General features: G+C 66.1%; 27 protein-coding genes and 1 pseudogene. 19 read left to right on the top strand and 9 right to left on the bottom strand.

Going from position 1 to position 26223, the window contains the following annotated elements:
- Positions 1 to 433 precede the first annotated feature (433 nt).
- Entirely contained in the window at positions 434 to 598 is a 165-nt protein-coding gene (locus tag ACFWAY_RS46260) for a hypothetical protein (protein ID WP_378455040.1), read from the top strand.
- 286 nt (positions 599 to 884) lie between these two features.
- Positions 885 to 3596, top strand: coding sequence for a LuxR C-terminal-related transcriptional regulator (locus ACFWAY_RS46255; RefSeq protein ID WP_378515322.1), 2712 nt, complete (start codon positions 885 to 887; stop codon positions 3594 to 3596).
- 77 nt (positions 3597 to 3673) lie between these two features.
- On the opposite strand, the gene ACFWAY_RS46250 is transcribed toward ACFWAY_RS46255, so the two are convergent.
- A complete protein-coding gene (locus ACFWAY_RS46250) occupies positions 3674 to 4213 on the bottom strand; it encodes a nitroreductase family deazaflavin-dependent oxidoreductase (RefSeq protein ID WP_378455087.1) in 540 nt (179 codons plus the stop codon).
- Positions 4214 to 4393: 180 nt separating this feature from the next.
- On the opposite strand from ACFWAY_RS46250, the gene ACFWAY_RS46245 reads away from it, so the two are divergent.
- Positions 4394 to 4861 (top strand): DUF6069 family protein, encoded by a 468-nt coding sequence (locus ACFWAY_RS46245; protein ID WP_378455041.1) that lies wholly within the window; start codon positions 4394 to 4396, stop codon positions 4859 to 4861.
- Here ACFWAY_RS46245 and ACFWAY_RS46240 read toward each other — a convergent pair.
- On the bottom strand, positions 4858 to 5508 hold the full coding sequence (locus tag ACFWAY_RS46240; protein WP_378455042.1) for a TetR/AcrR family transcriptional regulator: 651 nt from the start codon (positions 5506 to 5508) through the stop codon (positions 4858 to 4860). The two genes, ACFWAY_RS46245 and ACFWAY_RS46240, sit on opposite strands and share 4 nt — an antisense overlap.
- A gap of 127 nt (positions 5509 to 5635) precedes the next feature.
- On the opposite strand from ACFWAY_RS46240, the gene ACFWAY_RS46235 reads away from it, so the two are divergent.
- On the top strand, positions 5636 to 6535 hold the full coding sequence (locus ACFWAY_RS46235; protein ID WP_378515320.1) for an oxygenase MpaB family protein: 900 nt from the start codon (positions 5636 to 5638) through the stop codon (positions 6533 to 6535).
- Positions 6536 to 6648: 113 nt separating this feature from the next.
- Here ACFWAY_RS46235 and ACFWAY_RS46230 read toward each other — a convergent pair whose 3' ends face one another.
- Positions 6649 to 7260, bottom strand: a complete 612-nt coding sequence (locus ACFWAY_RS46230) for a TetR/AcrR family transcriptional regulator (RefSeq protein ID WP_005250938.1) — start codon at positions 7258 to 7260, stop codon at positions 6649 to 6651.
- A 201-nt stretch (positions 7261 to 7461) separates the two neighbouring features.
- Here ACFWAY_RS46230 and ACFWAY_RS46225 point away from each other — a divergent pair, with 201 nt between their 5' ends.
- Entirely contained in the window at positions 7462 to 8211 is a 750-nt protein-coding gene (locus ACFWAY_RS46225; RefSeq protein WP_378515318.1) for an SDR family oxidoreductase, read from the top strand.
- Position 8212: 1 nt separating this feature from the next.
- On the opposite strand, the gene ACFWAY_RS46220 is transcribed toward ACFWAY_RS46225, so the two are convergent.
- The gene (locus ACFWAY_RS46220; RefSeq protein WP_378455045.1) at positions 8213 to 9163 is read right to left on the bottom strand and encodes a hypothetical protein; all 951 of its coding nucleotides are present in this window, start codon (positions 9161 to 9163) and stop codon (positions 8213 to 8215) included.
- Between the two features lie 141 nt (positions 9164 to 9304).
- Between ACFWAY_RS46220 and ACFWAY_RS46215 the strand changes: the two genes are divergently transcribed.
- The 8 genes from ACFWAY_RS46215 (at position 9305) to ACFWAY_RS46180 (ending at position 17293) form a co-directional block, all read left to right on the top strand.
- Positions 9305 to 10456, top strand: coding sequence for an acyl-CoA dehydrogenase family protein (locus ACFWAY_RS46215; protein ID WP_378515316.1), 1152 nt, complete (start codon positions 9305 to 9307; stop codon positions 10454 to 10456).
- Between the two features lie 124 nt (positions 10457 to 10580).
- Positions 10581 to 11375: an enoyl-CoA hydratase-related protein gene (locus ACFWAY_RS46210; RefSeq protein ID WP_378455047.1), complete on the top strand. Its 795-nt coding sequence runs from the start codon at positions 10581 to 10583 to the stop codon at positions 11373 to 11375.
- A 29-nt stretch (positions 11376 to 11404) separates the two neighbouring features.
- Positions 11405 to 12139, top strand: coding sequence for an SDR family NAD(P)-dependent oxidoreductase (locus tag ACFWAY_RS46205; protein ID WP_378455048.1), 735 nt, complete (start codon positions 11405 to 11407; stop codon positions 12137 to 12139).
- 25 nt (positions 12140 to 12164) lie between these two features.
- Positions 12165 to 13844 carry a class I adenylate-forming enzyme family protein gene (locus ACFWAY_RS46200; protein ID WP_378455049.1) on the top strand — a complete coding sequence of 560 codons (1680 nt, stop codon included), beginning with the start codon at positions 12165 to 12167 and terminating at the stop codon, positions 13842 to 13844.
- Positions 13845 to 13855: 11 nt separating this feature from the next.
- Positions 13856 to 15049, top strand: coding sequence for an acyl-CoA dehydrogenase (locus tag ACFWAY_RS46195; RefSeq protein ID WP_378455050.1), 1194 nt, complete (start codon positions 13856 to 13858; stop codon positions 15047 to 15049).
- A gap of 12 nt (positions 15050 to 15061) precedes the next feature.
- A complete protein-coding gene (locus ACFWAY_RS46190; protein WP_378515314.1) occupies positions 15062 to 16204 on the top strand; it encodes an acyl-CoA dehydrogenase family protein in 1143 nt (380 codons plus the stop codon).
- 89 nt (positions 16205 to 16293) lie between these two features.
- Positions 16294 to 16956, top strand: coding sequence for a TetR/AcrR family transcriptional regulator (locus ACFWAY_RS46185; protein WP_378515313.1), 663 nt, complete (start codon positions 16294 to 16296; stop codon positions 16954 to 16956).
- 19 nt (positions 16957 to 16975) lie between these two features.
- Positions 16976 to 17293: a hypothetical protein gene (locus ACFWAY_RS46180; RefSeq protein ID WP_378515311.1), complete on the top strand. Its 318-nt coding sequence runs from the start codon at positions 16976 to 16978 to the stop codon at positions 17291 to 17293.
- 23 nt (positions 17294 to 17316) lie between these two features.
- Here the strand turns inward: ACFWAY_RS46180 and ACFWAY_RS46175 are convergent, their stop codons facing one another.
- Both ACFWAY_RS46175 and ACFWAY_RS46170 read right to left on the bottom strand, forming a co-directional pair.
- Positions 17317 to 17697 carry a VOC family protein gene (locus ACFWAY_RS46175; RefSeq protein ID WP_378515309.1) on the bottom strand — a complete coding sequence of 127 codons (381 nt, stop codon included), beginning with the start codon at positions 17695 to 17697 and terminating at the stop codon, positions 17317 to 17319.
- A gap of 49 nt (positions 17698 to 17746) precedes the next feature.
- Positions 17747 to 17980, bottom strand: coding sequence for a hypothetical protein (locus ACFWAY_RS46170; protein WP_378455055.1), 234 nt, complete (start codon positions 17978 to 17980; stop codon positions 17747 to 17749).
- 257 nt (positions 17981 to 18237) lie between these two features.
- Here ACFWAY_RS46170 and ACFWAY_RS46165 point away from each other — a divergent pair, with 257 nt between their 5' ends.
- Both ACFWAY_RS46165 and ACFWAY_RS46160 read left to right on the top strand, forming a co-directional pair.
- On the top strand, positions 18238 to 19779 hold the full coding sequence (locus ACFWAY_RS46165) for a DUF4118 domain-containing protein (RefSeq protein WP_378515307.1): 1542 nt from the start codon (positions 18238 to 18240) through the stop codon (positions 19777 to 19779).
- 54 nt (positions 19780 to 19833) lie between these two features.
- Positions 19834 to 20268 carry a LytR/AlgR family response regulator transcription factor gene (locus tag ACFWAY_RS46160; RefSeq protein ID WP_378515305.1) on the top strand — a complete coding sequence of 145 codons (435 nt, stop codon included), beginning with the start codon at positions 19834 to 19836 and terminating at the stop codon, positions 20266 to 20268.
- Here ACFWAY_RS46160 and ACFWAY_RS46155 read toward each other — a convergent pair.
- Positions 20246 to 21892, bottom strand: a complete 1647-nt coding sequence (locus tag ACFWAY_RS46155; protein WP_378515303.1) for a protein kinase — start codon at positions 21890 to 21892, stop codon at positions 20246 to 20248. The two genes, ACFWAY_RS46160 and ACFWAY_RS46155, sit on opposite strands and share 23 nt — an antisense overlap.
- 309 nt (positions 21893 to 22201) lie before the next feature.
- On the opposite strand from ACFWAY_RS46155, the gene ACFWAY_RS46150 reads away from it, so the two are divergent.
- From ACFWAY_RS46150 to ACFWAY_RS46140, 3 genes and pseudogenes are all read left to right on the top strand, one after another.
- On the top strand, positions 22202 to 22522 hold the full coding sequence (locus ACFWAY_RS46150) for a hypothetical protein (RefSeq protein WP_378455059.1): 321 nt from the start codon (positions 22202 to 22204) through the stop codon (positions 22520 to 22522).
- Between the two features lie 274 nt (positions 22523 to 22796).
- Positions 22797 to 23185: pseudogene (locus ACFWAY_RS46145) on the top strand (cupin domain-containing protein); the annotation flags it as partial.
- Positions 23186 to 23235: 50 nt separating this feature from the next.
- Positions 23236 to 24057 (top strand): alpha/beta fold hydrolase, encoded by an 822-nt coding sequence (locus ACFWAY_RS46140; protein ID WP_378515302.1) that lies wholly within the window; start codon positions 23236 to 23238, stop codon positions 24055 to 24057.
- A 107-nt stretch (positions 24058 to 24164) separates the two neighbouring features.
- Here the strand turns inward: ACFWAY_RS46140 and ACFWAY_RS46135 are convergent, their stop codons facing one another.
- Positions 24165 to 24731 (bottom strand): peptide deformylase, encoded by a 567-nt coding sequence (locus ACFWAY_RS46135; RefSeq protein ID WP_378515300.1) that lies wholly within the window; start codon positions 24729 to 24731, stop codon positions 24165 to 24167.
- 46 nt (positions 24732 to 24777) lie between these two features.
- On the opposite strand from ACFWAY_RS46135, the gene ACFWAY_RS46130 reads away from it, so the two are divergent.
- Positions 24778 to 25320: a PadR family transcriptional regulator gene (locus ACFWAY_RS46130; RefSeq protein ID WP_378455061.1), complete on the top strand. Its 543-nt coding sequence runs from the start codon at positions 24778 to 24780 to the stop codon at positions 25318 to 25320.
- Between the two features lie 22 nt (positions 25321 to 25342).
- Here ACFWAY_RS46130 and ACFWAY_RS46125 read toward each other — a convergent pair whose 3' ends face one another.
- The gene (locus tag ACFWAY_RS46125) at positions 25343 to 25648 is read right to left on the bottom strand and encodes a WhiB family transcriptional regulator (RefSeq protein WP_378455062.1); all 306 of its coding nucleotides are present in this window, start codon (positions 25646 to 25648) and stop codon (positions 25343 to 25345) included.
- Between the last annotated feature and the right edge of the window lie 575 nt (positions 25649 to 26223).

Here is a 26223-nt window from a genome sequence, read left to right as displayed (position 1 = left end):
GACTTGCGCGCACACGCAGCCACAACGCTCGGCCGCTTCCAAATCCCCACCCGCTGGTGGTTGCGCAACGACATGCTTCCCACCAGCGCGTCCGGTAAGGTGATCCGCCGCAATGTCGAGGCCATGTGGCTCGAACACGGTGCCACCGACCTGATCGATATCGACCACTGACGTCCCCGAGGCAGATCGGCAACCCCCATGCGCCCGACCCCGGCAACCGCGTCGTCCGGCCCCCTCGCCGGCCTCCGAGTCCTCGAGGTCGGGGGCATGGGACCGGCGCCCTTCGCGGCAATGACTCTCGCAGACCTCCGACCAGCAGAGCGCGGCCGCCCGCCGCGGGACGGGTCGCAGATCCGCCACCGCGGGAAACGATCGATCTATCCCGATCTCAATGCTGACGCCGACCGTGACGCCCTGAACGACTACGCCCCGGATGACCGGCTGGGGACAAACCGGCCCGAAAGCAACGACCGCCGGACATGATGTCGGACACCTGGCCGGCACGGGGCTCCTGCATGCCATCGGCGACGAGGAACACCCACAGATCCCTCTCGCGCAGTTGTCGGCGACTTCGGCGTCGGTGCAATATATCTCGTGATCGGCGTCCTCGCCGCCCACATGGGGACACTGATCTACGGAATGCTCGCTGCCGGCGGTCGACGGACCGGCGCCAATCCAACCTGATGGATTGCGGTACCCGTCCTACTCAATCTACGAGACCGCCGATGGCAAGCACATGGCGGTCAGTTCGATCGAACCGCAGTTCTACGACACTTTTGTTCGTGATACCCGCGCCCAGTAGAAGTGGCGACAGCAGGAGCACCGTAATGAGTATCGAGCCCGGTCGTCACCCCCACGAGCGTTATGACCCGACCGTGCTGGCGATGCCAATCGGCCACGACCGTGAACTCTCAGAACTCGATCGTCTGGTCGATCGCACGCGAACTCGGTCCGCCACCATCGCTCTCGTCGAAGGTATGCCCGGAGTGGGGAAGACCACGCTGATCTCCAGGCTTACCGACCGATGGCCGGGCTGGCACGTCCGCACCGCGACTGGTGCCGCGTGGAGACGCACCCGCGCTTGGGATGTGACCGAGCAACTCCAGAAGATGCCGGTCTCATACGCCGACCCGATCGACGCGGCCGCCGACTACTCGGCACTCGCCTGCCGGCCGACGGTCCTCGTGGTCGACGACGCACACTGGGCAGATATCGAGTCGCTGCGGGCACTCTTGACTGCGGTGCAACACGGCGGCTGCCCTCTGGTCGTGTTGCTGGTCATCCCGGATCCCCTTCCCGACGACGTTCCGCCGGAGTCCGTCGCTCTCTTCGCGCAGCACCGCGGCTGTACGGTGCGAGTCCGCCCCCTCACCCCGGCCGACATCGCAAGATTGGCAATGTCTTTCGCCGGCGTCGACCTGACACCGTTCACGGCACGACAGCTCTACGACCACACGCTCGGCAAACCACGACCCATACTCCAACTACTCGAAGAGATTCCCCGCGACCGGTGGTATCAGTGGCAGGGCCGGCTCCCGTCGCCCCGGGAGCACGCAGCCGCGGTTCGCCGGGCGCTGGCCCGGTGCCCCGCCGACGCGCGCGCGTTAGCGGAAGCTGCTGCTGTTCTCGGCACCGAATGCCCGCTTCCGACCGCAACCCAACTCGCGGGCCTCGACGACCCCATCCCCGCCCTGGAAGTGCTTCATAGCGTCGGCCTGATAAAAATGCGGTCACAGACAGGTGTGGTCACCCTGGTCTTCCCCGAACCGATGACACAGGCCGCGGTGGCCGATGAGATCGGACCAGCCAGATGGCGCGCACTGCACGAGCGCGCCATCGCCCTCGTCGAGGACGAGGGAGCCGCTCTGTACCACGCCGCCGACGCGGCACCGCTGCCCGACGCGGGCCTCGCCGACCGACTCGACCGATACGCCGACGACCGGGCCGGCGCCGGCGCTTGGTCGGAAGTAGCCAAATCACTGATCATCGCGAGCCGAATCAGCCCAGACCCGGATCACCGGACAGACCGCCTCGTCCGAGGAGTCGACGCACTGACCGGAGCTGCTCTCCTCCCGCAAGCACTGACCTACCTCCTCGACGTCGAAGCCGCACCGGCCGGACCGAGACGGAGTGCCGTCCTCGGCTACCTCGCGATACAACGCGGACGCCAGGCGGAGGCACATCACGCGCTGACCTGTGCATGGGAGGCTCTGGGAGGTCCGGCCGATGAACCCGACATCGCGGCGATAATCTGCCAGCGAATGGTGCTGCACTCGCTGGCAGAACTCTGCACCGACGACCTGGTGATGTGGGCGGACCGTGCCGCATCCCTCGTCGACTGCGGGACGCCCGCTGCAATCGAATCGGCGGCGATCCGTGGGTTGGGGCTGGCGATGGCCGGGCGAACCAGCGAGGCACTGTCCGCCTACGCCCAACTGGCCGCACGAATCCGGCTCGGAGAACAGCGACAACGCGTTGGAATGGCGGAAGGTTGGCTCGCTCTCGCCCTCGACGATCCGGAGACCGCTCGCGCCGAACTCGAAAGGGCCGAGTGTACAAACCATCGCGGCGGTTCACTCCGGATCTCGCTGTGGGCACAAGCATGGTTGGCACGCGCCTACTTCGTTCTGGGAGACTGGGACGACGCACTGCGTACGGTGGATCGCGCGGCGGCACAACTCGACACGTCGGGTGTGAGCCTGCTCCGGCCACTCGTTCATTGGACGGGCGCGCAGATTCACGCCTTGCGTGGGAACTGGCTGGCCTCCCGGCAGCATCTCCGCCTCGGGCGTGCCGGCAACCACGACTACAAAATCATGCTGGCCCCCGCGCGGATTGCCATGGCGCAGTATGCCGAAGCATCCGCTGATTACGTGAGCGTCCTCCGCTACCTTCAACCGCTACGGGGAATCGACGATCGGCATGCAATGAACGAGCCGGGCTTCTGGCCCTGGGCCGACACGTATGCCAACGCACTTGTCGTGACCGGCCGGGTCGAAGAAGCTGACACATTCCTGCGACCCCACGAAAGCCTCGCAGCCACACGAAACCACCGATCCACGGCTGCGCGCCTTCGCACCATTCGAGGCCGAGTCTCGGGTGCACAAGGTGACATCGACAAGGCAATCGAATCATTCGAAGCGGCCCTCGAGGACATTTCGGAATTATCGATGCCGTACGAGCAGGCCCGCATCAACTTCGCGTACGGACAGACCCTGCGCCGTGCCGGACGTCGCCGAGATGCCGATGCGGTGATGCGCAATGCCCGTGAACTCTACGTACTACTCGCTGCGGAGACCTATGTGAAGCGATGCGAACGTGAACTCCAAGCGGGAGGCCTCAAAGTCAGCGCGTCGAGGGACAACGAAATATCCATACTCATCACCACACTGACTCCGCAAGAGCGCACTGTGGCGATACTGGTCGCGTCCGGAAAACGAAACAAGGAGGTCGCAGACGAACTCTTCGTGTCCGTCAAGACAGTGCAGTACCACCTGACCCGCGTATACGCCAAGCTCGGCATTCGCTCGCGTAGCGAACTTGCAGCCAACTTGCCACCTCGCAATGACGCCGATCCTGACACATATTCCCCGTGATCGCGAGCTGTTGACCTGGCCGTTGCCCAACGCGGCCGCAGAGCGTCACGCCGTCGAACGCTTCGTGGAGCCGGTCTTCAGGATTCGCGAGTCTCCGTAGCCGATCGCGTGGGCTCGAGCACGAACAACCGGAACTCACGTCCGCCGGACCGTCGATGCTCCATGAGGTAGCCGGGCCAGTAGTCGACCACCAGCTTCCAGAGATTCTCGCGTTCGTCCCCAGTGATGATCCGGACGCTCATGCGGGACTCGTGCGACCCTGCCTTCACCACGGCCTCGTCCGCGGCACGCAGGTTCACCGACCATGCCGGGTGCTCGGGGCGGCCCCAGTTCGAGCCGGTGACGATGTACCCGTCGCCGTACGGAATGCACAGCAAGGCCGTCGTCCGTGGGGTGCCGCTCTTGCGACCCGGGACCGTCACCTGCAGGGACTGCAGTCCGGCGATGCCGATGAGGCTCACCCGGTTGCCGGTCCACGCGCGCAGGTGCGATTCCAGCCAGATGATGATCGGCGCCATCCGCATCACCCATTCCCGGGTGCCGAGCCAGCGCGCGAGAATGCGGAGGGGATTGCCGAGCCCCCGCGGTCGGGGAAGCGGTGTGGGGTCGGAGTTCATGGTGGCCATCTTTCCTCAGATGGCGGATCGGGGCCGACCGCGATGAGTTTTGCGTTCCGCGTGGGTCTAATGGTCAGGTCCCACCGAAAAGACCTCGATTTCAAGCCTTGACCCGAACAATGGTTGAGGTTGCAGGATCGGTCAGTAGCAATTCGAGCAACTCGACAGGGAGTACAGATCATGTCCAACACTGGAGCCACGATTTCTGCAACCACGACCTCACGGATCAACCCGGCGACGCTCGAACTGAGCCGGCCCTGGGCGGTCGTCGCGACCGTCATCGGAGCGCTCGTCCCGAACCTGGTCATCTGGCTGCTCGGGCTCGCCGCCGGCGGGTCGTTCGAGATGACGGATGCCGGCACGACCAGCAGTGTCGCCCCCGGAGGCGTCGTCATCCTGACGGTGGTTCCGACGTTGATCGGGATGACACTGGCCGCGCTCATCTCACTCAAATGGGTGGCCGTCATCCGGCCTGCCGAAGTGATCGGCGCGCTGCTGCCGCTGGCGACGATCGCGCTCACCGTTCAAGCGGACTTCGACACCGCCAGCACCGTCGCACTGGCTGCCATGCACGTGGTGATCGCCGTGGTGATCGTCGTCGGCCTCGAAGCGATGCGGCGGCCCCTGGTCCGTCGCGCGCAGGTCTAGGGGGTGCTGTTCACCGGCGCATGAGCCTCGATGGTGAGTGCGATGTGCTCGACGATCCGCTTCTGCGAGATCTTCGGGCTTCCGGTGAGCCAGCGCTGGTACAGAAAGGCGATCGCCCCGAACAGGGCAATCGCGTTCAGCTGGGTGTTGACGGCGTCGCGGGGTGCGCCGTCGACACCCAGCATTGTCAGTGCCGCCGCCATGGGAGTGGTGAACTCGTTGACGAGTTGTTCGCCGCGCTGGGCCAATTCCGGCACCGACTGCGACTCGACGAACATGACGCGTCCCCGCCGCCGGTCCTGGGCTATGTAGCCGGTGAACGCCTTCACGACGTGGCGGACGAGTTCGCCCGGATCGGCCGGGCCCGTCTCCAGGGCTCCGAGCAGGGTGTCCCTCGCGCCCAGGACGACGTGGTCGAGGAGGGCGATGAGTAGCGCCTCCCGGTTGTCGAAACTCTCGTAGAAGTAGCGCTCGGTGAGGCCCGCCTGACGGCAGGTCGCCCGCATCGTCGTCGCTGCCGTTCCCTCGGTTCCCATGATCTGCAGGCCGGCCTCGATCAGTGCCGCACGCCTGGCCGCGCGGCGGTCGTCTGGCTCCTGGCCACGCCATTTGCGCGGTGCCCCACGAGGGTTCTGGCTGTCGGTCATGCCGTCATCGTCTCATCGATCCCGGTAACGATCGGGGAGCCCGCGCGGCCCACTGTTGACATCAGGTGATGTCAACAGTCATCCTGAATGCAACACGTTCCACATCGAGCGGCATCAGGAGATCGTCATGACCACCACAGAGCTTCCGTCCCAGCGCCGTTCGGCGCTGCCGCCGCTCGGGCCCGACTCGCTGACGTGGCACCGGTTCGGCGACTGGCGAACCGCGCTGCTGATCTCCTGGTCGGGCACGCTGCAGGTGATGCATCCCGTCATCGACACCGCTCTCGTGCAGCACTCGACCGTCTTCGGCAACGAGTTCGCCCGGCTGGCCCGTTCCGCGGGGCCTATCATCCGCGCGCTCTACGATCCGACCGGCGCGGAGGCCCAGATGATTCGCGACATGCACAAGGACATCAAGGGCACGACGGACGAGGGGCGGCGGTATCACGCGCTGAATCCCGGTCCGTACTTCTGGGCTCACGCCACGTTCCTGGCCACGCAGTATGTGGTCGCCGAGTACTTCGGTGAACCGCTCGGTGACTCCGAGAAGGAGCAGCTGTATCAGGAGTCGAAGCAGTGGTACGCGCTCTACGGGGTGTCGGCGACCAACCTGCCCGAGACGTACGCCGATTTCGTGGACTACTGGGACGACATGGTCTGCACGGTTCTCGAGAAGACCGAGACGGTGCGCAGGTCGCGCCTCCTCAACGGATTACCGACGCCTCGTCCCGACGATCGCATTCCCGCGGTCGTGTGGCGTCTCGTCGGTCCCGTGCTCGGACGGCTGCTCGTGTGGATTGCCCGCGGAACGCTGCCTCCGGTCGCGCGCGACAAGCTCGGCTGGGAGTGGTCCGCGGCCGACGAGCGCAGGCTCCGGCGATTCGGCGCAGCGGTGCGGATCGGATTCCGGTGCGTTCCCGAGCGATGGCGGCTGACACCGGTCGCGCGGAGGGCGTGCGACGGAACGGTGTCACGCGCGCCGAAGCGTCGTTCCCTCGCGTTCGGTTGCCCGGGTTCGGCGCACTAGTTCTCCGGACGCCGCGCACGCGATGCTCCCCGTGATCGACGGATCGGACGGTGATGACGTCGCCGAACTGCTGCGGTACCTGGGTCGCAGGCCCGACTGGAAGGCCCGACCAGTCAGGTGCGGCGCAGCCCGTCGAACGTCAGCTCGACGACGGCGTCCGCCAGGTCGGCGACGGTGCCGCCGGTGCGCGGGCGGTACCACTCGATCAGCGAGTTGACCGTGCCGAACACGAGCCGGCTGGTGAGCGCGGGATCGATGCCGGGCCGCAGGTCTCCCTCTTCCGCCGCCGCGACGACGAGGTCGCTGACGAACGCGTCGAACTCGCGGCGGCGGGCGAGGGCGCGACGCTCCACCGCGGTGTTGCCCCGAACGCGCAGCAGCAGCGTCACGTAGGGAAGCTCGGCGGCGAGGACCTCGACACTGCGGCGGACGAGGTACTCGAGACGGTCGATGTACCGGCCGCTCGTCGCCTTCTCCTCGGTGGTGACCGCGAAGAGCGCGTTGAGCGCGCGCGACAGTGCCAGTTCGAGCAGCTCCGACTTCCCGGACACGTGGTGATAGATCGACGACTTCGTGATTCCCAGGCGCTGGGCCAGCACCTCCATGCTGGTGCCGTCGTAACCCTTGTCGTTGAAGACCTTGACGGCGACAGCGAGCAGCGAGTCGAGGTCGTAGCCGGGACGTCCGGGCGATCCGGTCTTCCGTGCGGGGCGTGCCGTAGTCATGCGCGCAATCCTTCCAGGTGCAGAACTCCACCGCATCGGTGCGCCGTCATCCACGGTAGCCGACCGAAGGTTCGGTTGAGGTGACAATACCGTGCCGAACTCGGCGGCGGTGAACCAGGTGCCGGGCCCTTGACCGGCGTTCGAGACTGCCTGTGTGATCGGAGAGGAGACCGATTCGCCGCTCAGTCGAGAGGATCACCCATGACCGACACCGCACCCGCCGAGGACCCGCGCGTTGCCATCGTCACCGGGGGTTCCGGCGGGATCGGCCGCGTCACCGCCGAACGGCTCGCGGCGGACGGGCAGACCGTGGTGGTCACATATGCCCACAACCCGGCGCCCGCCCAGGACACGGTGGACGCCATCACCGCGGCGGGCGGGAAGGCCTCGGCGGTGCAGGCGGATGTGGCGGACGAGGACCAGGTCGTCATGCTGTTCGACCGCACCGAGGAGTTGTACGGCGGTGTCGACGTCGTCGTGCACAGCGCGGGCATCATGCTGCTGGCGCCGTTGGCCGAACTCGATCTCGCCGATCTGGACCGGATGCACCGCACCAACATCCGGGGAACCTTCGTCGTGGATCAGCAGGCCGCGCGGCGGGTGCGCAGCGGCGGCGCGATCATCAACTTCTCGTCCTCGGTGGTGAAGTTGGCGCTCCCCAACTACACGGCGTACGCCGCGACGAAGGGCGCCGTGGACGCGATCACCCTGATCCTCGCGAAGGAACTCCGTGGCCGCGACGTCACCGTCAACGCCGTCGCTCCCGGTCCGACGGCCACACCCCTGTTCCTCGACGGCAAGCAACAGGACGCTGTCGATCGCCTTGCCGGGATGTCACCGCTCGAGCGACTGGGCATGCCGACGGACATCGCCGAGGTCGTGTCGTTCCTCGCCGGCCCGGCGCGCTGGGTCAACGGCCAGGTGATCTACGCCAACGGCGGGGTCATCTGAGTCAGGCGCCCATGGCCTGGGTCCGGCCCTCCTTGCGGGCCTTCGCCAGCCCACGCCGGGCCAGAAAACCGTTGGCGAGGAGCAGGAGGGTCTTGTTCGGTGGTGCCGCGAACCCGGCCTGGGTATGGGGTGCATACAGCGTCTCGGTGCCCGTGACCTCGATCCAGCCGGTGTTCTGACGCGACTCGAGGCCGACGAGCTCGGCGCGATAGGCGTGGGCGAGCAGGCCTGCGCGGCGGCCGCCCTGCGGCACTCCGGCAGGCACCGTCAGACGCACGCCCTCGCTGCTCGCAGAGCTCACGTCGACCGGTACGACGGCCGGATAGCCGTCCGCCTGACGGTAGGCGAGCAACCGGTGCGCTAGCTTCGCCGCGCGCTCGCCGGTCTTGGCCGCATCCACCCGTGGGCTGGTGCCCTTCTTCGGTGGGGTCTGGGGTTCCGCGTCGACCGCGGGTAGCGGTGCGCCGAACACCTCGGGCGGCCCGGTCAGGTGCAGGTCGGGCCAGGCGACGACCCGCGTCACCGTCACGGTCACCGGTACCCGGTCGGAATAGTACGCGCTGAGCCACCGGTCCCAGAACACGCCGCGGCGTGGCTCGCCCGTGTAGGGGGTGGAGCGCCGGCCGATGTCCTCGAGCAGTTCCGGGTCGGGGGTGGGGTCGAACGTCGCGTCTCCCTGCACGAGCACGTAGCGCTGATTGGTGCCGTCGCCGATCCCGTGCTCGCGGGCGTGGTAGGCGAGCGCCACCCGGGGTTCACCCGTGATGCGTTCGAGCTTGCGGCCGAACCCCAGCGAGGTGGTGAAGCCGACCGTTCCCCGCTGGCGGTCGCACAGCCCGAGGGGTGCCACCGCCGTGACCACGGCCCCGCCTGCGGGCGTGATGTACGCGAACCCGCAGGTCAGATCGCCGCAGATGACGTCGTCGACCTCGTCCGACCAGGTGACCGGCATGAGTCGAGCCTACTCAGCCGACGCGGCACCGGGCCAGTGCCCGGGGGTTGACGACACCCCGGAGTGAATATAGCTTCACTCCAGGTGAGTGATCACTCACACACAGTGATCGTGTCTTCAACACGGCATCGAGGAGCATCCATGGACCTGACCCTGACCGAGGAGCAGAAGGAGTTCCGGCAGCTGGCCCGCGACTTCTTGAACAAGGAGGTCGTCCCGCACCGCGCCGCGTGGGACCGCGCCGAATCGGTGGACACCGCGATCGTCGAGAAACTGGCCAACATCGGCTTCTTCGGCATGACCATTCCGGAGGAGTACGGCGGGCTCGGCGGCGACTACATCACGTACTGCCTCGGCATGGAGGAACTCGGCCGGGCGGACTCCGCGGTCCGGGGCATCGTGTCGGTGTCGATGGGGCTGGTTGGCAAGGTGATCCTGTCGCACGGCACCGAGGATCAGAAGCACGAATGGCTTCCCCGCATCGCGTCCGGTGAGGCGCTCGCCTGTTTCGGGCTCACCGAGCCGGACAACGGTTCCGACCCCGGCAACCTGAAGACCAAGGCGGTACGCACGGGCGACGACTACGTCATCAACGGTTCCAAGATCTTCATCACCAACGGCACGTGGGCGAAAGTGTGCCTGGTGTTCGCGCGCACCGGAGGTCCGGGGCCCAAAGGGGTTTCGGCCTTTCTGGTTCCGACGGACACCCCGGGATTCGAATCGCGCGAGATCCACGGAAAGCTCGGACTGCGCGGGCAGGCGACGGCCGAGCTGTCCTTCACGGACGTGCGCGTGCCGGCCAGTTGCCTGCTCGGATCCGAGGGGCAGGGCTTCTCCATTGCCATGCACTCGCTGGACAAGGGCCGCGTCTCGGTGGGTGCGGGTTGCGTCGGAATCATCCAGGGCTGCCTCGAAGCTGCCGTCGACTACTCCCGCGAGCGCACGCAGTTCGACCGTCCGCTCGCGTCGTTCCAGCTCGTGCAGGACCTGATCGCCGACATGTCCGTCGACGCCGACGCGGGGAGGCTGCTCACCTGGCGGGCGGCCGACCTGATCGAGCGCGGCGAACCGTTCGGCACGGCCGCGTCGAAGGCGAAGTACTTCTGCAGCGAGGCCGCGGTTCGCGCCGCCAACAACGCAATTCAGATCTTCGGTGGGTACGGGTACGTCGACGAATATCCCGTCGCGAAATACATGCGCGACGCGCGGGTGATGACGCTCTACGAGGGCACCAGTCAGATCCAGAAGCTGCTGATCGGCCGGGCGGAGACCGGGGTCAGCGCTTTCCTCTAGCACCACCGAGCGCCGAGTGACCCTTGACACAATCCTCGGCGTGAATGTACGTTCATTCCAACCGAATAGTTGTTCACAGATCATGAACATCACCTCATTGCAGAATCCAGAGAGAGGAATCACCGTGACCGATTACGAAGACATCACCTACGAGGTCGACGGCCCGGCTGCGGTCGTGACGATCAACCGCCCCGCGCGCTACAACGCCTTTCGTGGCAAGACCGTCGAGGAGCTGATCAAGGCCTTCCGCTCGGCGTGGGCCGACGACGCGGTGCAGGCGATCATCCTCACCGGCGCGGGGGAGAAGGCGTTCTGCACCGGCGGCGACGTCAAGCAGCGCGCGGAGACCGGCGACTACGGCCCGACCGAGAGCGGAATGTTCGAGATCGGCCACCTGCACAAGCTGATCCGCGACGTCCCCAAGCCCGTCATCGCCGCGGTGAACGGCATCGCCGTGGGCGGCGGCCACGTCCTCCACGTTCTCTGCGACCTCACCATCGCGTCCGAGACCGCGAAGTTCGGCCAGGCGGGTCCGCGGGTCGGCTCCTTCGACGCCGGGTTCGGGTCCGCGTTCCTGGCGCGAGTCGTCGGCGAGAAGCGCGCCCGGGAGATCTGGTACCTCTGCCGCCAGTACGACGCCGTCACCGCCGAACGCTGGGGCCTGGTCAACTGGGTGGTCCCCGCCGACCGTCTGCTCGAGGAGGCCAAGGCCGTCGCCGCGGAGATCGCGGAGAAGAGCCCCACCACCCTGCGTTTCCTGAAGCAGTCGTTCAACGCCGACACCGACCACCAGGCCGGACTGAGCAACCTCGCGATGTCTGCGCTGGACCTGTTCACGCACTCACCCGAGGGGCTCGAGGGCGCGGCGGCGTTCGCGGAGAAGCGCAAGCCCAATTTCAACAAGTACGTGAACGCCTGAGTCCGACAGCACGGGAAGTGGGAACAACCATGAGCAACAACATCGCAGTGGTCACCGGCGCGGGATCCGGCATCGGCCGCGCCATCGCGCTCGCGCTCGCCGAACAGGGCGAAACGGTGGTCGTCGCCGACCTCGACCTGCAGGCCGCGGAGAAGACGGCAGCCGAACGGCCCGACCGGCTCTTTCCGATGACCGTCGACGTCGCCGACCGGGTGCAGGTCGATGCCCTGCGCGACCGGGTGACGGCCGAGGTCGGCGTCGCGAACGTCCTCGTCAACGCGGCGGGATGGGACCGCACCGACCAGTTCCTCAACGCCACCACCGAATTCGCCGAGAAGGTCGTCGCCATCAACTACCTCGGTCCCGTGCACATGTGCAGTGCGTTCCTCCCCGGCATGGTGGAGGCGGGTAACGGCGGGCGCGTCATCAACCTGGCGAGCGATGCCGGCCGTGTCGGCAGTGCGGGGGAGAGCATCTACGCCGGCGCGAAGGGCGGCGTGATCGCGCTGTCGAAGTCGCTCGCCCGTGAGATGGCCCGGTACCGGATCAACGTCAACTGCGTGTGTCCCGGCCCGACCGACACCCCACTGTTCCAAGCCCAGACGGAGAAGCTCAAAGAGGCTCTGGTGAAGGCCATTCCGTTCCGGCGGCTCGCCCGCCCGGAGGAAGTGGCGGCACCGGTCCTGTTCTTCGCGTCCGAATCCGCGTCGTTCATCACGGGCCAGGTGATCAGCGTCAGCGGTGGCCTCACCATGGCCGGCTGACCGGTACCGGGACGGAGGACTCATCATGACGTACACGTACGATGCCCACGCCTATCGTCAGTACTTCGAGCACGACTTCACCTATCTGAACGGCTTCCGGCGCAACACCCACCGGTATGCCGATCGACTCGCGATGCAGTCCCCGTCGACCGGCGAGAGCTGGACGTACGCCGAACTCGGCGATCGCGTCGACCGGCTCGCCACCGGGCTCGCCCGCGCCAGCGTAGCGCCCGGCGACGTCGTGGCCTACCAGTTGTTCAACGGCCCCGAGTTCGCCCAGCTCTACCTGGCCGGGCAGGCCTGCGGTGCAATCGGCTCGCCGATGAATTTCCGGCTCGCGTCCGGGGAGACGGCGTTCATCCTCGACGCGAACCGTCCCAGGGTGTTCGTCTACGACACCGAGATCGGCGAGATGGTGCGGGACGCGTTGGCACGTTCCACGCACAAGCCCGCCGTCGTCGTCGCCGTCGGGCCGGGAGAACCCCTGCCGAGCAATGGTTTCGAGGTGATCCGGTTCGACGAACTCGTGGCCGAGTCGGCGTCGCTGCCGGAGGTGACGCGCACGGTGTGGGACGAAACCACACGGCTGTTCACGTCGGGAACCACCGGCATGCCCAAGGGCGTGCCGCTGAACAGCATGATCGAGATCTTCAGCGCCCACGACGTAATCATGCACTTCCCACTGACCGCGGAAGACAAGACATTGAACATGACTCCGTGGTTCCACCGCGGCGGACTGTACTGCGCCGGGCCGAATCCCACGTTCTATCTCGGCGCCTCGCTGGTGTCGCAGCGCAGCTTCGACGCCGAGGTCACCCTCGACTACGTCGAGGAATACGGGCTGACGTTCCTGATCGGTGCCCCGACCAACCTGGCGATGCTCGCTCGCGCACAGGAAGAGAAGCCCCGAGACCTGTCCACGCTCAACGGCATCGTGACGATGGGCGCGCCTCTCGAACGGGAGGCGGCACTGCACTATCAGAAGGTGCTGAACCCCCGCATCTTCAATGGGTACGGCAGCACCGAAGGATTCTGGAACACCTTCCTCCGGCCCACCGATCTGCCGGAGATGGCCGGGACAGCCGGTCGCGCCTGCATCGACGACGACGTCGCCGTGGTCAGGCTGTTCGACGACCGCCTCGCCGACGCGCACGAGACGGTCGCCAAGGACGGAACCGAGATCGGTGAGGTCATCGTGCGCTCACCGAAAGGCGCCAACGCCTACGTCGATGCCCCGGAGCCGGAGAGGCAGAAGTTCCGCAACGGCTGGCTCCACATCGGCGATCTGGCCACCTGGGACGACAAGGAGTTCGTGACGATCGTCGGCCGCAAGGACGACATGCTCCTGTCCGGCGGCGAGAACGTGCACCCCGTGCAGATCGAGGAAGCGCTCAACGAGCACCGGTCGGTCACGGATTCGCTGGTGGTCGGGGTTCCCGACGACACGTGGGGGCAGGTCGTCGTCGCGTACGTCGTCACCACCGCACCGGTCCCGTCCGCGGACGATCTGGACGACTTCTGCCGCACGCATCCGATGCTGTCGCAGTTCAAGCGCCCCCGGGCCTACCGTTTCGTGGAATCACTCCCCGTGTCGGCGACGGGAAAGAAGTTGCACTACAAGGCCACCGATACCGCGCGCCGGGAGTTCGAGAGCGGGGCATTCGTCGTCCCGAGCTCCCGCGGATCCCACACCATCGGCTCGTAAAGGACACCGTCATGACCACGCAATCACAACCTCGGCCCTTCAACGCCGTCGACCCACTCGACATCGACTCGCTGTACTCGGACGACGAACTCGCTGTGCGCGACACCGTCCGGAAGTTCTGCGCCGAACACGTCATGCCACACATCGCGGACTGGTTCGAGGCCGGGGAGCTGCCGGGAGCCCGCGAGCTGGCGAGAGAGTTCGGGAAGCTCGGGGTCCTGGGCATGCATCTCGAAGGCTACGGATGCGGAGGATCCTCGGCCGTCCACTACGGTCTCGCCTGCCTCGAACTCGAGGCCTGCGACTCCGGCATTCGCTCCCTCGTGTCGGTGCAGGGCTCCCTGGCCATGTTCTCGATCTGGAACAACGGTTCCGAAGAGCAGAAGAATCAGTGGCTGCCCGGCATGGCGGCGGGCGAGATCATCGGCTGCTTCGGACTCACCGAACCGGATGCAGGCTCCGACCCGGCGTCGATGTCGACCCGCGCCAAGCGCGACGGCTCGGACTGGATTCTGAACGGCCGCAAGATGTGGATCACCAACGGCAGCATCGCCGACGTCGCGGTGGTCTGGGCGGCCACCGACGACGGCATCCGGGGCTTCGTCGTCCCGACCGACACCCCCGGCTTCAGCGCACCCCTGATCAAGCACAAGATGTCGCTGCGGGCCTCGGTCACCAGCGAACTGGTACTCGACAACGTGCGCCTCCCCGAATCGGCTATGCTCCCTGCCGCTCGTGGTGTGCGGGCCCCGCTCAGCAGTTTGTCCGAGGCCCGGTACGGAATCGTCTGGGGTGCGATGGGCGCGGCGAGGTCCGCGTGGGAGGCCGCGCTGCAGTACTCGAAGGACCGCTCCCAGTTCGGCCGGCCGATCGGCGGCTTCCAGCTGACCCAGGCCAAGTTGGCTGACATGGCAGTCGAGCTGCACAAGGGGCAGCTGCTGTCGCTCCACCTCGGCAGGCTCAAGGACACAGCTGGGCTGCGACCGGACCAGGTCAGCTTCGGCAAACTCAACAACACGCGTGAGGCCATCGAGATCTGCCGCACGGCACGCACCATCCTCGGTGGCAACGGAATCTCACTGGAATTCCCCGTCATTCGGCACATGGTCAATCTCGAATCGGTCCTGACCTACGAGGGCACACCCGAGATGCATCAGCTGGTTCTCGGGCAGGCCTTCACCGGCGAGAACGCATTCCGCGGATAGGAGACGAACCACATGACCATCGAATACGAGTCCGAGCACCACCAGTTCCGGGACAGTGTCCGCAGCTTCGTGCGTGAGCGGATCGTCCCGCGGCACGAGCAGTGGGAGAGTGAAAGCTGCCTCGACCCGGCGCTGTTCACCGACGCGGGTAAGCAGGGGCTGCTCGGCTTCCCGGTTCCCGAAGCCTACGGCGGTCCCGGCGTCGAGGACTTCCGCTACAACGCGATCGTCGTCGACGAGGTCAACCGGGCGGGTGCCGCCGCCGCGGGCATCGCGTTCTCGCTGCAGAACGACGTCGTGCTGCCGTACCTGACGGACATGACGACGGAGGAGCAGAAGGGGCGCTGGATTCCCGGAACCGTCACCGGGGAGACGATTCTCGGCATCGCGATGACCGAGCCGGGCACTGGCAGCGACCTCACCGGGATCCGCACCACGGCAGTGCGCGACGGCGACCACTACGTGGTGAACGGCAGCAAGACGTTCATCTCCAACGGCCAGAACGGCACGCTCTTCGTCGTCGCCGTGCGCACGTCGGCAGACACGCACAAGGGGCTGTCCCTGCTCGTCGTCGAGTCCGACACACCGGGGTTCTCCCGGGGCCGCAACCTGGAGAAGATCGGGCTGCACGCCCAGGACACGAGCGAGTTGACGTTCACCGACATGCGCGTGCCGGTGGCCAATCTCCTCGGCGAGGAGGGGCAGGGTTTCTATCAACTCGTCCACAATCTGCCGCAGGAGCGCCTCTCGCTGTCCGTCGGCGCGGTCTCGGCCGCCGAGGGCGTGCTCGAGCAGACCCTGGAGTACGTGAAGGAACGCAGCGCCTTCGGACGGCCGATCGCCGGTTTCCAGAACACCCAGTTCGTTCTCGCGGAACTGGCCACGGAACTCGATCTGGCCCGGACCTACCTCGACGACTGCATCCGGCAGCACGTCCGCGGAGAGCTGATCCCGGCCCGTGCGGCGCGGCTCAAGTGGTGGACCACTGAACTGCAGGTTCGCGTCGCCGACCGGTGCCTGCAGTTGCACGGCGGGTACGGGTACATGCGCGAATACGCGGTGGCGCGCGCGTTCGTGGACGCCCGGATCCAGACGATCTACGGCGGGACCACCGAGATCATGAAGACCATCGTCGCGAAGGATCTCGGTATCTGACGCGGGCCGGACTGCAGTTCCGGCCTCGCGCGGGATACTGTGAATACTCGTTCACCGCAGGTTCTGTCAGCAAGGAGAGGTCATCTGTCATGGCGAAGGACACGTCCGCCCTTCCACTCGACGAAGCCGTCCGCGCCGTGCGCGTCAGCTCCAGGCGACGTCAGGTGCTCGACGCCGCCGTCACGGTGATGCAGCGGACCGGCTTCCACCAGATGTCCATGCAGGCGCTGGCCGACGAGGCCCAGGTGAGTGTCGGGCTGATCTACAAGTACTTCGGTGGCAAGGAGGACATCCTCCTCGCCACGATCGTCGACATCCTCGACGCCTTCCGAGATCAGCTCGAGCCCGCGATGGACGCAGTGGGAACCGACCCCGTCGACAGGCTCGTGGCCGGGTTCCGGCGCTATGTCGAGATCGTCGACGAGAATCTCGATGCCGTCGTGCTGACGTATCGGGAGAGTCGGACACTCGACCAGGACGGGCGTGAGCGGATCAAGGAACTCGAGGTGGCGACGTCCAAGCCGCTCCACGACGCCCTCGACGCCGCAATCGCCGCGGGCATCGCCGGCGATCTCGACGTCGATCTGACGACGTTCGACATGATGATGCTCGCGCACGGGTGGGCGCTCAAGCACTGGCACTTCGGGGCCCGCTACACGGTGGACCAATACATCACGGCCCAAACGCGATTCATTCTCCGCACCGTCCTGTCGGACCGGAGCGCGGCGAAGTACCGACACCTGACGGAATAACCGCGCATACGCTGGCCGGATGACCAGATGGTGGTTCGACGGGGAGATCACCGGCCTGGGCACCGGCTCGGGCGTGCGCATCGTCGTCGGACACTGGTCGCGATCGCCGCTCGGCGAGTTCGCGGATGCCATGGTCGAACTCGCCGACGGTCACCGCGTACTCCTCGCTCCGTCGGACGCGGTCCGCGACTTCGTCACCGCGAGCTCGCAGTCCGGCGGCACTCGGACCGTCGAGGCCGGCGGGTTCGGCTCGACCCCGCAGACTCCGGCTGCCACGTCGATCGTCACCACGACCGTCGACTGCCGCGGTTCCTGCGGGGACCCCCTGGGTGCCTGATGTCGAGGTGTGACCGATGAGCGTCAGAGCGGGTTGAGGCGGGCCTTCAGCAGGCAGAACTCATTGCCTTCGGGGTCGGTCAGGACATGCCACTGCTCCTGCCCTGTCTGGCCGATGTCGGCCGGGCGCGCACCGAGCTTCAGAAGGCGTTCGAGCTCGGCGTCCTGATCGCGGTCGGTGGCGTTGACGTCGATGTGCAGCCGGGATTTCCCCTTCTCCGGCTCGTCCCTGCGACTGAGGATGATCGTCGGCTGCGGACCGCCGAACCCTTCGCGAGGCCCGATCTCCACCGAGCCGTCGTCCTCGTGGTCGAGCACGACGAAGTCGAGGACCTCGCACCAGAACCGCGCCAGCACCTCAGGGTCGCGGCAACCGAGCACGAGCTCACCGATACGACATGCCATGAACGAAACCTGCTCTCAGCCTGGGAACTGCCTGACTCGGAGACACGACCTAGTCGAAGAGGGTGGGCGCCTCTCCCGGCTGTTCGGTGTCGACAGGCTCGACCTCACCCGCCGGGCTCGTCGCCTTGTGCACGACGGACAGCGTCGTGGTTCGGACTGAAAGCCTGTGCCCGTCGGGATGCTGCAGCGACGCCATGCCCTTGCTGAGCTCGACCACCAGCCAGGGACCGGCGTGACCGGACGCCTGCACCAGATCACCCACCTGTATCTGTACGGCTACCACCGCTTCCTCCCAAGGTTTACTGCATCGGCCTGTGCCCAGCGTAGCGACATCGGCGGGTGTCAGCCGAGTGACGGGAACTCGATCGGATGAGACCGGACCGGCAGCTCGATATGATGCTCATCGAGGTCTGTCCGAGAACTCCACGACTGATCCGAGCATGCACGATGACGCGAATGTGGTCACGGCGATCAATCGGAGCGCTGTCCCGGCGCGGCGCAGCGTCCCCACGGGCGGCTTTCGATGCGGACGCGCACCAGATGCCTGCGCGTCTGATATCGCTCCTGGTGCGTCCGACCACCCCGCCGTTGTGGTTGGGGATCGTGGTCGCCGCCACCGTGATCACCGTGGAAACCGTTGTGGTGCATCAACTCGACAAGGTCGCGCCGCAGAACGCATTCGGTGCGGTGTTCTTGCTCGGAGTTCTGGTGGTCTCGGCTCGGTGGGGATTCGCGCTGTCGGTGATGACGACGCTGGTGAGCGCACTGGTCTATGTCTACTTTCACCTTCAGGTGGAGGGCACCCTACTTCCGACCAAAGCCAGCGACTGGGTGGCCATCCTGGTTTTCCTGCCCGTCGCGCTCGTGGCCAACCTCATGGCCGGACAGGCCCGACTGCGCACCGCAGAAGCGGTACTGCGGCGCCGAGAGGCTGAGGCGAGCCGGGACGAACTCGCGATCCTCGCCGAACACCAGGCTTCACTGCGTCGAGTGGCAACACTGGCAGCGCGTGGGGTGAGCCCCTCGGAGGTGTTCACGGCGGTGGCCGAAGAACTCGCGCTCTGGCTGCATGTGGTCGACGCCGTGCTGCTTCGCTACGAGGGAGACGGCACCGGGACGCTGGTCGCCGTTCGATACGAGCCGGGGGTGATTGGGATGCCCGGCACCGGGGACAGGATCTCGACGGAGGGTGGCGACGTCGGGGCGATCGTGTTGCGCACCGGCCACGGCGCCAGGATCGACAACCACGCACACGTCGGTGGGGCAGTTGCTACGCGTATTCGTGCCGAGGGCTTCGGATCGATCGTGGGAGTCCCGATCGTCGTGAACGAACGGGTGTGGGGCGCGGCGATCGTCGGTTCGCGACGCACCGAGCCGCTGCCCGCGGACACCGAGGCCCGACTCGGTGACTTCGCCGATCTCGTCGCGACTGCGATCGCCAATGCTGTGACCCGCGCCGAACTGATCGCCTCACGGGCGAGGATTGTCGCGGCCGCCGACGAGGCGCGCCGTCGCCTGGAACGTGATCTGCACGATGGGGCCCAACAGCGGTTGGTGTCGCTGGGACTCGAGGTGCGCTTGGCAGAAGCGTCGGTGCCGGTCGAATGGCAGGACGTGAAGGAGCAGCTGTCGGCCATCGCCTCCGGGCTCAAGGGGGTGTCGGAGGATCTGCGGGAACTCTCGCACGGAATCCATCCCGCGATCCTGGCGAAGGGCGGGCTGGGATCGGCAGTGAAGACGCTGGCCCGTCGCTCGGCTGTCCCCGTGTCCCTCGACGTCGCGCTCGAGGGCCGGTTCGAGGAATCGGTCGAGGTCGCCGCATACTATGTGGTCGCCGAGACGCTCACCAATGCCGCCAAGCATGCCCACGCCTCCGAGGTGGATGTGTCCCTCCGGGCGGAGGACGGCACTCTCCATCTCGTGATCGGGGACGACGGCGTCGGCGGTGCCTCGTCGGGTGCGGGCTCCGGGCTCATCGGGCTACAGGACCGTGTCGAGGCACTCGGCGGCCACATGCAGGTCACGAGTCCACCCGGTCACGGGACCACGCTGGACATCACCATCCCGGTCGCCGGCGAGTGACCTAGAAGATCTTCCTGCTACCGGGAATGCGTACCGGGAAGTACGGGGTCAATCATGAACGTCATGGTGTTGCAACTCGGTCGTCTACGGTGCCTGATCGTCGACGACAGCCCACGTTTCTCGGATACTGCCCGGCGACTGCTCGAGCAGCAGGGCATCACGGTCGTCGGCACGGCGTCGAACACCGCCGACGCGGTCCGGTCGGCCGCGCAGTTGCACCCCGACGTCATCCTGGTCGACGTCGAACTCGGCGCGGAGAGCGGATTCGAACTCGCGGAGCGGCTCCACAACGAGGCGTACCGGTCAGCGGTGATCCTGATTTCCACGCACGCCGAGCAGGACCTGGCGGACTGGATCTCCGGGAGCCCCGCGGTGGGCTTCGTGTCGAAGTCCGATCTGTCGTCCGACGCGATCCGGGATCTGCTCCGCGCCGGTGACGGAACCGAAGGGGAGCGCGTGGCTCCGGTCAGCGGGCCTCGAGGAAGGTGACGACCGCGAGAACCCGTCGGTGATCGTCGCCGGTCTCCGGGAGGTTCAGTTTGGTGAGGATGCTGCGTACGTGTTTCTCGACGGTGCCCTCGGTGACCCACAGTCGGCGGGCGATGCCGGCGTTGGAACGCCCTTCCGCCATGAGGGCCAGCACCTCCCGCTCCCGCGCGCTGAGTGCGGCGAGCGGGTCGTTGCGCCTGCGGGCGGAGACCAACTCCTGAACCAGCGCGGGGTCGACGACGGAGGCCCCCGCGGCGATGCGCTGGAGGGTATCGATGAAGTCGTCGACGTCGGTGATGCGGCTCTTGAGCAGGTAGCCGATTCCCCGGCCGCTGGCCAGTAGCTCCATCGCGTGTTCGACTTCGGCGTGCGCCGACAGGACCAGGATGCCGACCTCGGGGAATTCGTCGCGGATCGCCCGGGCCGCGTCGAGCCCTTCGGTGGTGTGGGTCGGGGGCATCCGGATATCGACCATCACCAGGTCGGGGGCGCGCTCCCGGACGAGGTCGAGGAGTGTGGTTGCGTCGCCGGCCTGTTCCAGGACGTCGAAGCCGGAGCGTGTGAGCAGGCTCGCCACGCCCTCGCGGAGCAGGACGTCGTCGTCGGCGAGGATCACGCGCAGCCGTGTCGTCACCGGGCCGCTCTCCGAACTCGCCCGTGCCCGCGCCGACTGCGGGTGTTCGCGGGCGTGGTCGTCGCCGATGTCGGTGGGCACGGCCATGTCGTCGACGGTCAGGCCGTGGCGGCGCTGAATCCGCCGCAACTCTTCACCGAACTCGGCGGCGGTCGCGGGCCGATCCTCGATGTTGGCCGCCATCGCATGGTTGATGGCGGAGCGCACGTCGGCGGGTATGTCGGTCTGCGTCGCCTCGGACAGCGTCGAATCGGATGTTGTCGCGTCGGTGGTGTGCGGCACCTGAGTGGCCGTCTGCTCGGCTCGGGGGCGTTCGATGCCCGCGTGACCGTTGAGCGCGCACAGGAGCGTGGCCCCGAGGCTGTAGAGATCCGACGCCGGTGTGGGGGTTTGTCCGTGGAGTACCTCGGGTGCGGTGAACGCGGGGGAACCGGAGACGAGGCCGGTGGCCGTCTCGAATCCACCCGCGATTCGAGCGATGCCGAAGTCGGTCAGTTGAGGCTCCCCGTACTCGGTGAGCAGGATGTTCGCGGGTTTGATGTCGCGGTGCAGGGTGCCTCGCCGGTGCGCCGTCTCGAGTGCCCCGGCTATTTTGACCCCGATGTGCAGTGAATCCTGCCAGCTCAGCGGGCCGGCGTCGCGGACCAGCGCGCCGAGGGAGTCGCGTGGGTGGTACTGCATCACGATGTAGGGCACGCCCGATTCCGTGGTACCGCTCTGGAAGATGCTGACGATATTGGGATGCCCCGACAGTTTGCCCATCGCATGCTGCTCGCGCAGGAATCGGTCGAGATTGCCCGAGTCGAGTGCGGCGGCAGTGAGCACCTTGATGGCAACAGTGCGCTCGAGTGAGCGCTGCCAGCAGCGGTAGACCGCTCCGAAACCGCCACGTCCGACTTCGTGGGCATCATCGAAGCCGGCCGCGGCCAGCTCTACCGCAATCGCCGAGAGCGGATCGGACCGCGTCGCCGGAGGATGGAATTCGGCCATCGTCGACCCCGAGTGTCCCCGTTTGTGAGAAAACGCACGATCACCGTCGAAGTGACCGACTTCGAGAATACGTCATCGGCGCCCGGCCCGACACGCCATGACGCCCCCTCGCACACATCGAACAGTCATGGAATTGCAGCTACCTGGAAGACCGAGATTGCGGCTGGTTGCACCCGCAAGCCCCTGCTGGCAGTGGCGACGACGGGCCCCGTTTCCACGACGATTTATATCAATGGTCGTTCGATCATCAACCCATCACCTGCTCCGCACAAGTCGGGGCAGCACAGAAAGAAAATGAAGGTGAGAACAATGAACAAGTTCGCAATCCGCGCGGCGGTCGCCGTGGCCGCAATCGCACCCCTGATCGCCCTCGGAGTCGGAACTGCTTCCGCTGCAACAGTACCCGATGTAGGAGCTACACCTGCTGCTCGCGTCGTGCCGGATGCGGGTCCCGTGACGGACCGTCCGGATTCGGGTTTCCCGTGGGGCTGGCCGGGAACGACGGGGCCTTTCGGACCCGGACGACAGGACGTGGGGCCTTTCCACGGGGAGCTCGGCGGCTTCGGCGGCTTCGGCGGCTTCGGGCACTTCGGCCACTTCGGTGGCTTCGGCGGCCACGGAGGGTTCTAGCCGCGGACGTCGGTGTCGGGTGCACCACCTCTGATCGAAACTGCCCGAAAAACGGGCGCACGCAAGCAGAAGAAAAGGAAAGTTATGTCCTTGCGATCTTTCCATGTCGGATCCCTCGTCAACGAGAACACGGTGTTCAAGAATGAGTTCGGGAACATCACCAACTCGATTCCGACTCCCTGCCCATTCTCGGCGGAATGTCGATCAAGCGAATCGCCTTAGCTCCGAGCGTAATCCGTGAACCTCAGCGATCTATCACATCGAGAACATCGGGAGGGTGAAGGAAACCGGAATGCTCGAGCCGCACTGGCATCCAGTCACGGCCGAACTCGGCTGCGTGCACCGGGGACGCGCACGGATGACAGTGCTGGATCCGGACGGGACATTCGACGCCTACGTCCTCGAGCCCGGCCAAGTGTACTTCATTCCCCGTGCCTATCCGCACCACATCGAGGTCATCGGCGATGAGGACATCCACTTCCTGATCTTCTTCGACCAGGCCACACCGGCGGACATCGGATACCGCGCCACGGCTTCCGCGTTCTCCCGCGAGGTTCTTTCTGCAGCATTCGGAATGTCCGAGAAGAACCTCCCGTCGTTCCCTTCACACCCATCGATCCGCTGATCGTGGCGCGGACCAATCCGGTCGACGCCGCCGTCTGACCCGAGTACTTCGACCCCATCGCCCAACACCCACACGAGGAGCATCAGTCATGCCGTACATCACCACGTCCGATGGAACCGAGATCTATTACACCGAGCAGGGAACCGGCAGGCCCGTGATCCTCAGTCATGGCTGGCCGTTGTCGTCGGACGCGTGGCAGGTCGAACTCAAGCTTCTCGCCGACGCGGGCTATCGCGCCATCGCCCATGATCGCCGCGGCCACGGACGCTCGAGCCAGACATACAGCGGCAACGACATGGACACCTACGCGAAGGATCTCGCCGAACTCGTCGAGGCACTCGACCTGACGGACATCGTTCTGATCGGCCACTCGACCGGTGGGGGTGAAGTCGTGCGCTATGCAGCGCAATACGGCGTAGGGCGGGTGTCGAAGATCTTCACGGCCGGCGCTGTACCCCCGATCATGCTGAAGTCCGACTCCAACCCCGAGGGCACGCCGATCGAGGCGCTCGACGCCATCCGCGAAGGTGTTCTGAAGGACCGTTCGCAGTACTACAAGGACCTCTCCGTCGCCTTCTACGGAGCCAATCGCGAGGGGGCCACGGTGTCGCAGGGCGCGAAGGACGACTTCTGGCGTCAGGGGATGGCCGTCGGGCTCGCTGCCGCCTACGACTGCGTCAAAGCGTTCTCCGAAACCGACTTCACCGAGGATCTCGAGGCGTTGACCGTGCCCGTCTTCATCGCCCAGGGCGACGCCGACCAGATCGTGCCCATCGCCGCCGCGGCGCTGAAATCCATCCACCTCGTGAAAGACGGCACGCTCAAGGTCTATCCCGGAGCCCCGCACGGGATCTACGGCGCCTACCAGGACGAACTCGATCAGGACATTCTGAAGTTCGTCGGCGAATAGTCTCGCCACGTCGACACCGGCCGCCGCGACCGGAACACCGTTCCGGAGCCCAGATTCACAGATACGCAACCGATTCGGAGAACTGCCGGGTGAGCGTCGACCGCCGGTCACCAACCGAAGGGATCACGGTCCGCCCCGGGCACCCAGGTATTGCCGGGATCGGTCCATTGACGCCGTTTGATCATCTTGCGGGCGGCGCGGTGATTGCGTCCGACGAGCCGGTCGAGGTAGAGATGCCCGGCGAGATGATCGGTTTCGTGCTGCAGGCAGCGGGCCAGATAGCCGGTGCCCTCGACGGAGATCGGGTTGTTGTCGATGTCCACGCCGACGACTCGCGCCCAGTCGGCTCGGCCCGTCGGGTAACGCTCGCCCGGAACGGAGAGGCATCCTTCGAGTTCGTCTGGGTCGGGCATGCTCTCGGGCAGAGGTGATGTCGCGAGTACCGGATTGATGACGTGCCCGCGATGTCGACGGGTGTCGTCGATCAGGTCGTACACGAAGATCGCTCTCGGGTCCCCGACTTGGTTGGCCGCCAGACCGGCTCCGTGAGCTGCGGTGTTGGTCTCGTGGAGGTCGTCGACGAAGGCGGCGAGTTCGCTGTCGAACGCGGTGACCGTCACCGCTGGTGTGGTCAGTCTGGTGTCTCCGGCAATGAGGATCGGTCGAATAGCCATACGGAGGAGAGTACTCAAATGTGAGTACTCCGGTAGAACTGATGGCATGAACCCCACGCGGCTGTTCGTCCTCGGCGCTCTCTCCAAGCGGGGACCCATGCACGGTCACCAACTGCGTCGCGACGCGCGTCTGGATCGGGCCGAACTGTGGTCACGGGTGAAACCCGGGTCGCTCTACGGTGCGTTGCATCGGCTCGAAGACGAGGGCCTGATCCGGCCGTTGCGCACGGAGCGGGACGGCGCCCTGCCCGCCAGAACTGTCTACGAGATCACGGCGGAGGGAACCAGGGAACTCCGAGCGCTCCGCGACGAGGCGTTCACCGAGTTCGAACTCAAACCGGACCCCGTCGACCTCGCCCTGGCTGTCAGTGCAGATCTCGACCGAGAGGTACTTCGCGGCTACGTCGAGGACCGCATCGCGGTCCTCTCGGCACGCGAGCAGCAGTTCGATCACCAGCTCGATCGCCGATGGCCCGACCAGAGCACCGCGGACGATCTCATCGTCGCCCACGCCGTGATGCGCATCCAGACCGAGATCGCCTGGCACAAGAAAGTCCTCGCCGACATCGACAAGCTGGAGGCACGGTGATCCGCGAGGAGGGACGAACCTGTCAACGGCGCCCGCCGGAACGGAGTCGGCGGGCGTGCCGCCGGCGGTCGGCTTCGGTCATCCCACCCCAGATTCCGTACGGTTCGTCCTCTGCCAGGGCGTGGTCGCGGCACCGGGCGAGCACGGGGCAGTCCTGGCAGATCTGCTGGGCGTTCGCTTCGCGACGGGCGCGGGCGTGACCGCGTTCGCCGTCGGGGGAGAAGAACACCGATGATGCGACTCCGCGACACGCTGCCGACTCGCGCCAGTCCTCGGGACGGGGAGCGGCCACGGGGGCCGGTATTCCGGACGTTTCTGCCAACAGCACTGCGGTCCTTCCGTTCCCGGCTCGTGGAACAACTCCACGTGTCGGGAAACAGATATCGATATTCTTCGTGTGAGCGTCGGTATCGGTTACGGGCCGTCCGGTTAACAAACCGGACGGCCCGTTTCAAAGATATACCGGACGACCACTCGACTGCGCCACTGGGTGGGATGTCCAGCAGTGTGGCGGTGGATCGACGCGCTCACGGGGTCGTCGAGGTGTACCGCGTCGCCGAACCGGCACGGGCCGTTGCCCGTCTGTTCCGGGTTCCGTAGCGAGCAGGTCGCGGATCTGGAGTACCCATGTCTCAGCTGATTCATCACAATTTCTGCATCCGTCGGGTAGTCGGTTCGCATGCAACAGATCTCATTGCTCGTCGTTACCGCAATAACCGCGTTCTGACCAGTAGTGCGCGATCTCCTCGCGGTGCGGCGATTCGACTCTGGTCGAACCTGAAGAGGTCAACCGCAGTTGGGACTAGCGAACGTACGTACGTTTGACGTAGTGTTGGAGACCACAGCAATACTTGTACGGCTAAGGAGAACGATGTTTACTCTCGTCGACGCTATTCGGCGTAA

Source organism: Rhodococcus sp. NPDC059968, from assembly GCF_042738615.1.
Classification (GTDB): domain Bacteria; phylum Actinomycetota; class Actinomycetes; order Mycobacteriales; family Mycobacteriaceae; genus Rhodococcus_F.
The sequence above is the reverse complement of the archived record's forward strand: the minus strand, read 5'-3'. Positions and strand labels throughout refer to the sequence as shown.

What these genes read in the sequence shown, in the direction of transcription:
- ACFWAY_RS46260 (WP_378455040.1), top strand. Translation starts at nt 434, where the DNA reads ATGACCGGCTGGGGACAAACCGGCCCGAAAGCAACGACCGCCGGACAT.
- ACFWAY_RS46215 (WP_378515316.1), top strand. Translation starts at nt 9,305, where the DNA reads ATGGACCTGACCCTGACCGAGGAGCAGAAGGAGTTCCGGCAGCTGGCC.
- ACFWAY_RS46175 (WP_378515309.1), bottom strand. Translation starts at nt 17,697, where the DNA reads ATGGCATGTCGTATCGGTGAGCTCGTGCTCGGTTGCCGCGACCCTGAG.
- ACFWAY_RS46165 (WP_378515307.1), top strand. Translation starts at nt 18,238, where the DNA reads ATGCCTGCGCGTCTGATATCGCTCCTGGTGCGTCCGACCACCCCGCCG.
- ACFWAY_RS46135 (WP_378515300.1), bottom strand. Translation starts at nt 24,731, where the DNA reads ATGGCTATTCGACCGATCCTCATTGCCGGAGACACCAGACTGACCACA.
- ACFWAY_RS46160 (WP_378515305.1), top strand. Translation starts at nt 19,834, where the DNA reads ATGAACGTCATGGTGTTGCAACTCGGTCGTCTACGGTGCCTGATCGTC.
- ACFWAY_RS46255 (WP_378515322.1), top strand. Translation starts at nt 885, where the DNA reads ATGCCAATCGGCCACGACCGTGAACTCTCAGAACTCGATCGTCTGGTC.
- ACFWAY_RS46235 (WP_378515320.1), top strand. Translation starts at nt 5,636, where the DNA reads ATGACCACCACAGAGCTTCCGTCCCAGCGCCGTTCGGCGCTGCCGCCG.
- ACFWAY_RS46230 (WP_005250938.1), bottom strand. Translation starts at nt 7,260, where the DNA reads ATGACTACGGCACGCCCCGCACGGAAGACCGGATCGCCCGGACGTCCC.
- ACFWAY_RS46130 (WP_378455061.1), top strand. Translation starts at nt 24,778, where the DNA reads ATGAACCCCACGCGGCTGTTCGTCCTCGGCGCTCTCTCCAAGCGGGGA.
- ACFWAY_RS46225 (WP_378515318.1), top strand. Translation starts at nt 7,462, where the DNA reads ATGACCGACACCGCACCCGCCGAGGACCCGCGCGTTGCCATCGTCACC.
- ACFWAY_RS46245 (WP_378455041.1), top strand. Translation starts at nt 4,394, where the DNA reads ATGTCCAACACTGGAGCCACGATTTCTGCAACCACGACCTCACGGATC.
- ACFWAY_RS46190 (WP_378515314.1), top strand. Translation starts at nt 15,062, where the DNA reads ATGACCATCGAATACGAGTCCGAGCACCACCAGTTCCGGGACAGTGTC.
- ACFWAY_RS46195 (WP_378455050.1), top strand. Translation starts at nt 13,856, where the DNA reads ATGACCACGCAATCACAACCTCGGCCCTTCAACGCCGTCGACCCACTC.
- ACFWAY_RS46140 (WP_378515302.1), top strand. Translation starts at nt 23,236, where the DNA reads ATGCCGTACATCACCACGTCCGATGGAACCGAGATCTATTACACCGAG.
- ACFWAY_RS46150 (WP_378455059.1), top strand. Translation starts at nt 22,202, where the DNA reads ATGAACAAGTTCGCAATCCGCGCGGCGGTCGCCGTGGCCGCAATCGCA.
- ACFWAY_RS46200 (WP_378455049.1), top strand. Translation starts at nt 12,165, where the DNA reads ATGACGTACACGTACGATGCCCACGCCTATCGTCAGTACTTCGAGCAC.
- ACFWAY_RS46185 (WP_378515313.1), top strand. Translation starts at nt 16,294, where the DNA reads ATGGCGAAGGACACGTCCGCCCTTCCACTCGACGAAGCCGTCCGCGCC.
- ACFWAY_RS46220 (WP_378455045.1), bottom strand. Translation starts at nt 9,163, where the DNA reads ATGCCGGTCACCTGGTCGGACGAGGTCGACGACGTCATCTGCGGCGAT.
- ACFWAY_RS46240 (WP_378455042.1), bottom strand. Translation starts at nt 5,508, where the DNA reads ATGACCGACAGCCAGAACCCTCGTGGGGCACCGCGCAAATGGCGTGGC.
- ACFWAY_RS46180 (WP_378515311.1), top strand. Translation starts at nt 16,976, where the DNA reads ATGACCAGATGGTGGTTCGACGGGGAGATCACCGGCCTGGGCACCGGC.
- ACFWAY_RS46250 (WP_378455087.1), bottom strand. Translation starts at nt 4,213, where the DNA reads ATGAACTCCGACCCCACACCGCTTCCCCGACCGCGGGGGCTCGGCAAT.
- ACFWAY_RS46205 (WP_378455048.1), top strand. Translation starts at nt 11,405, where the DNA reads ATGAGCAACAACATCGCAGTGGTCACCGGCGCGGGATCCGGCATCGGC.
- ACFWAY_RS46155 (WP_378515303.1), bottom strand. Translation starts at nt 21,892, where the DNA reads ATGGCCGAATTCCATCCTCCGGCGACGCGGTCCGATCCGCTCTCGGCG.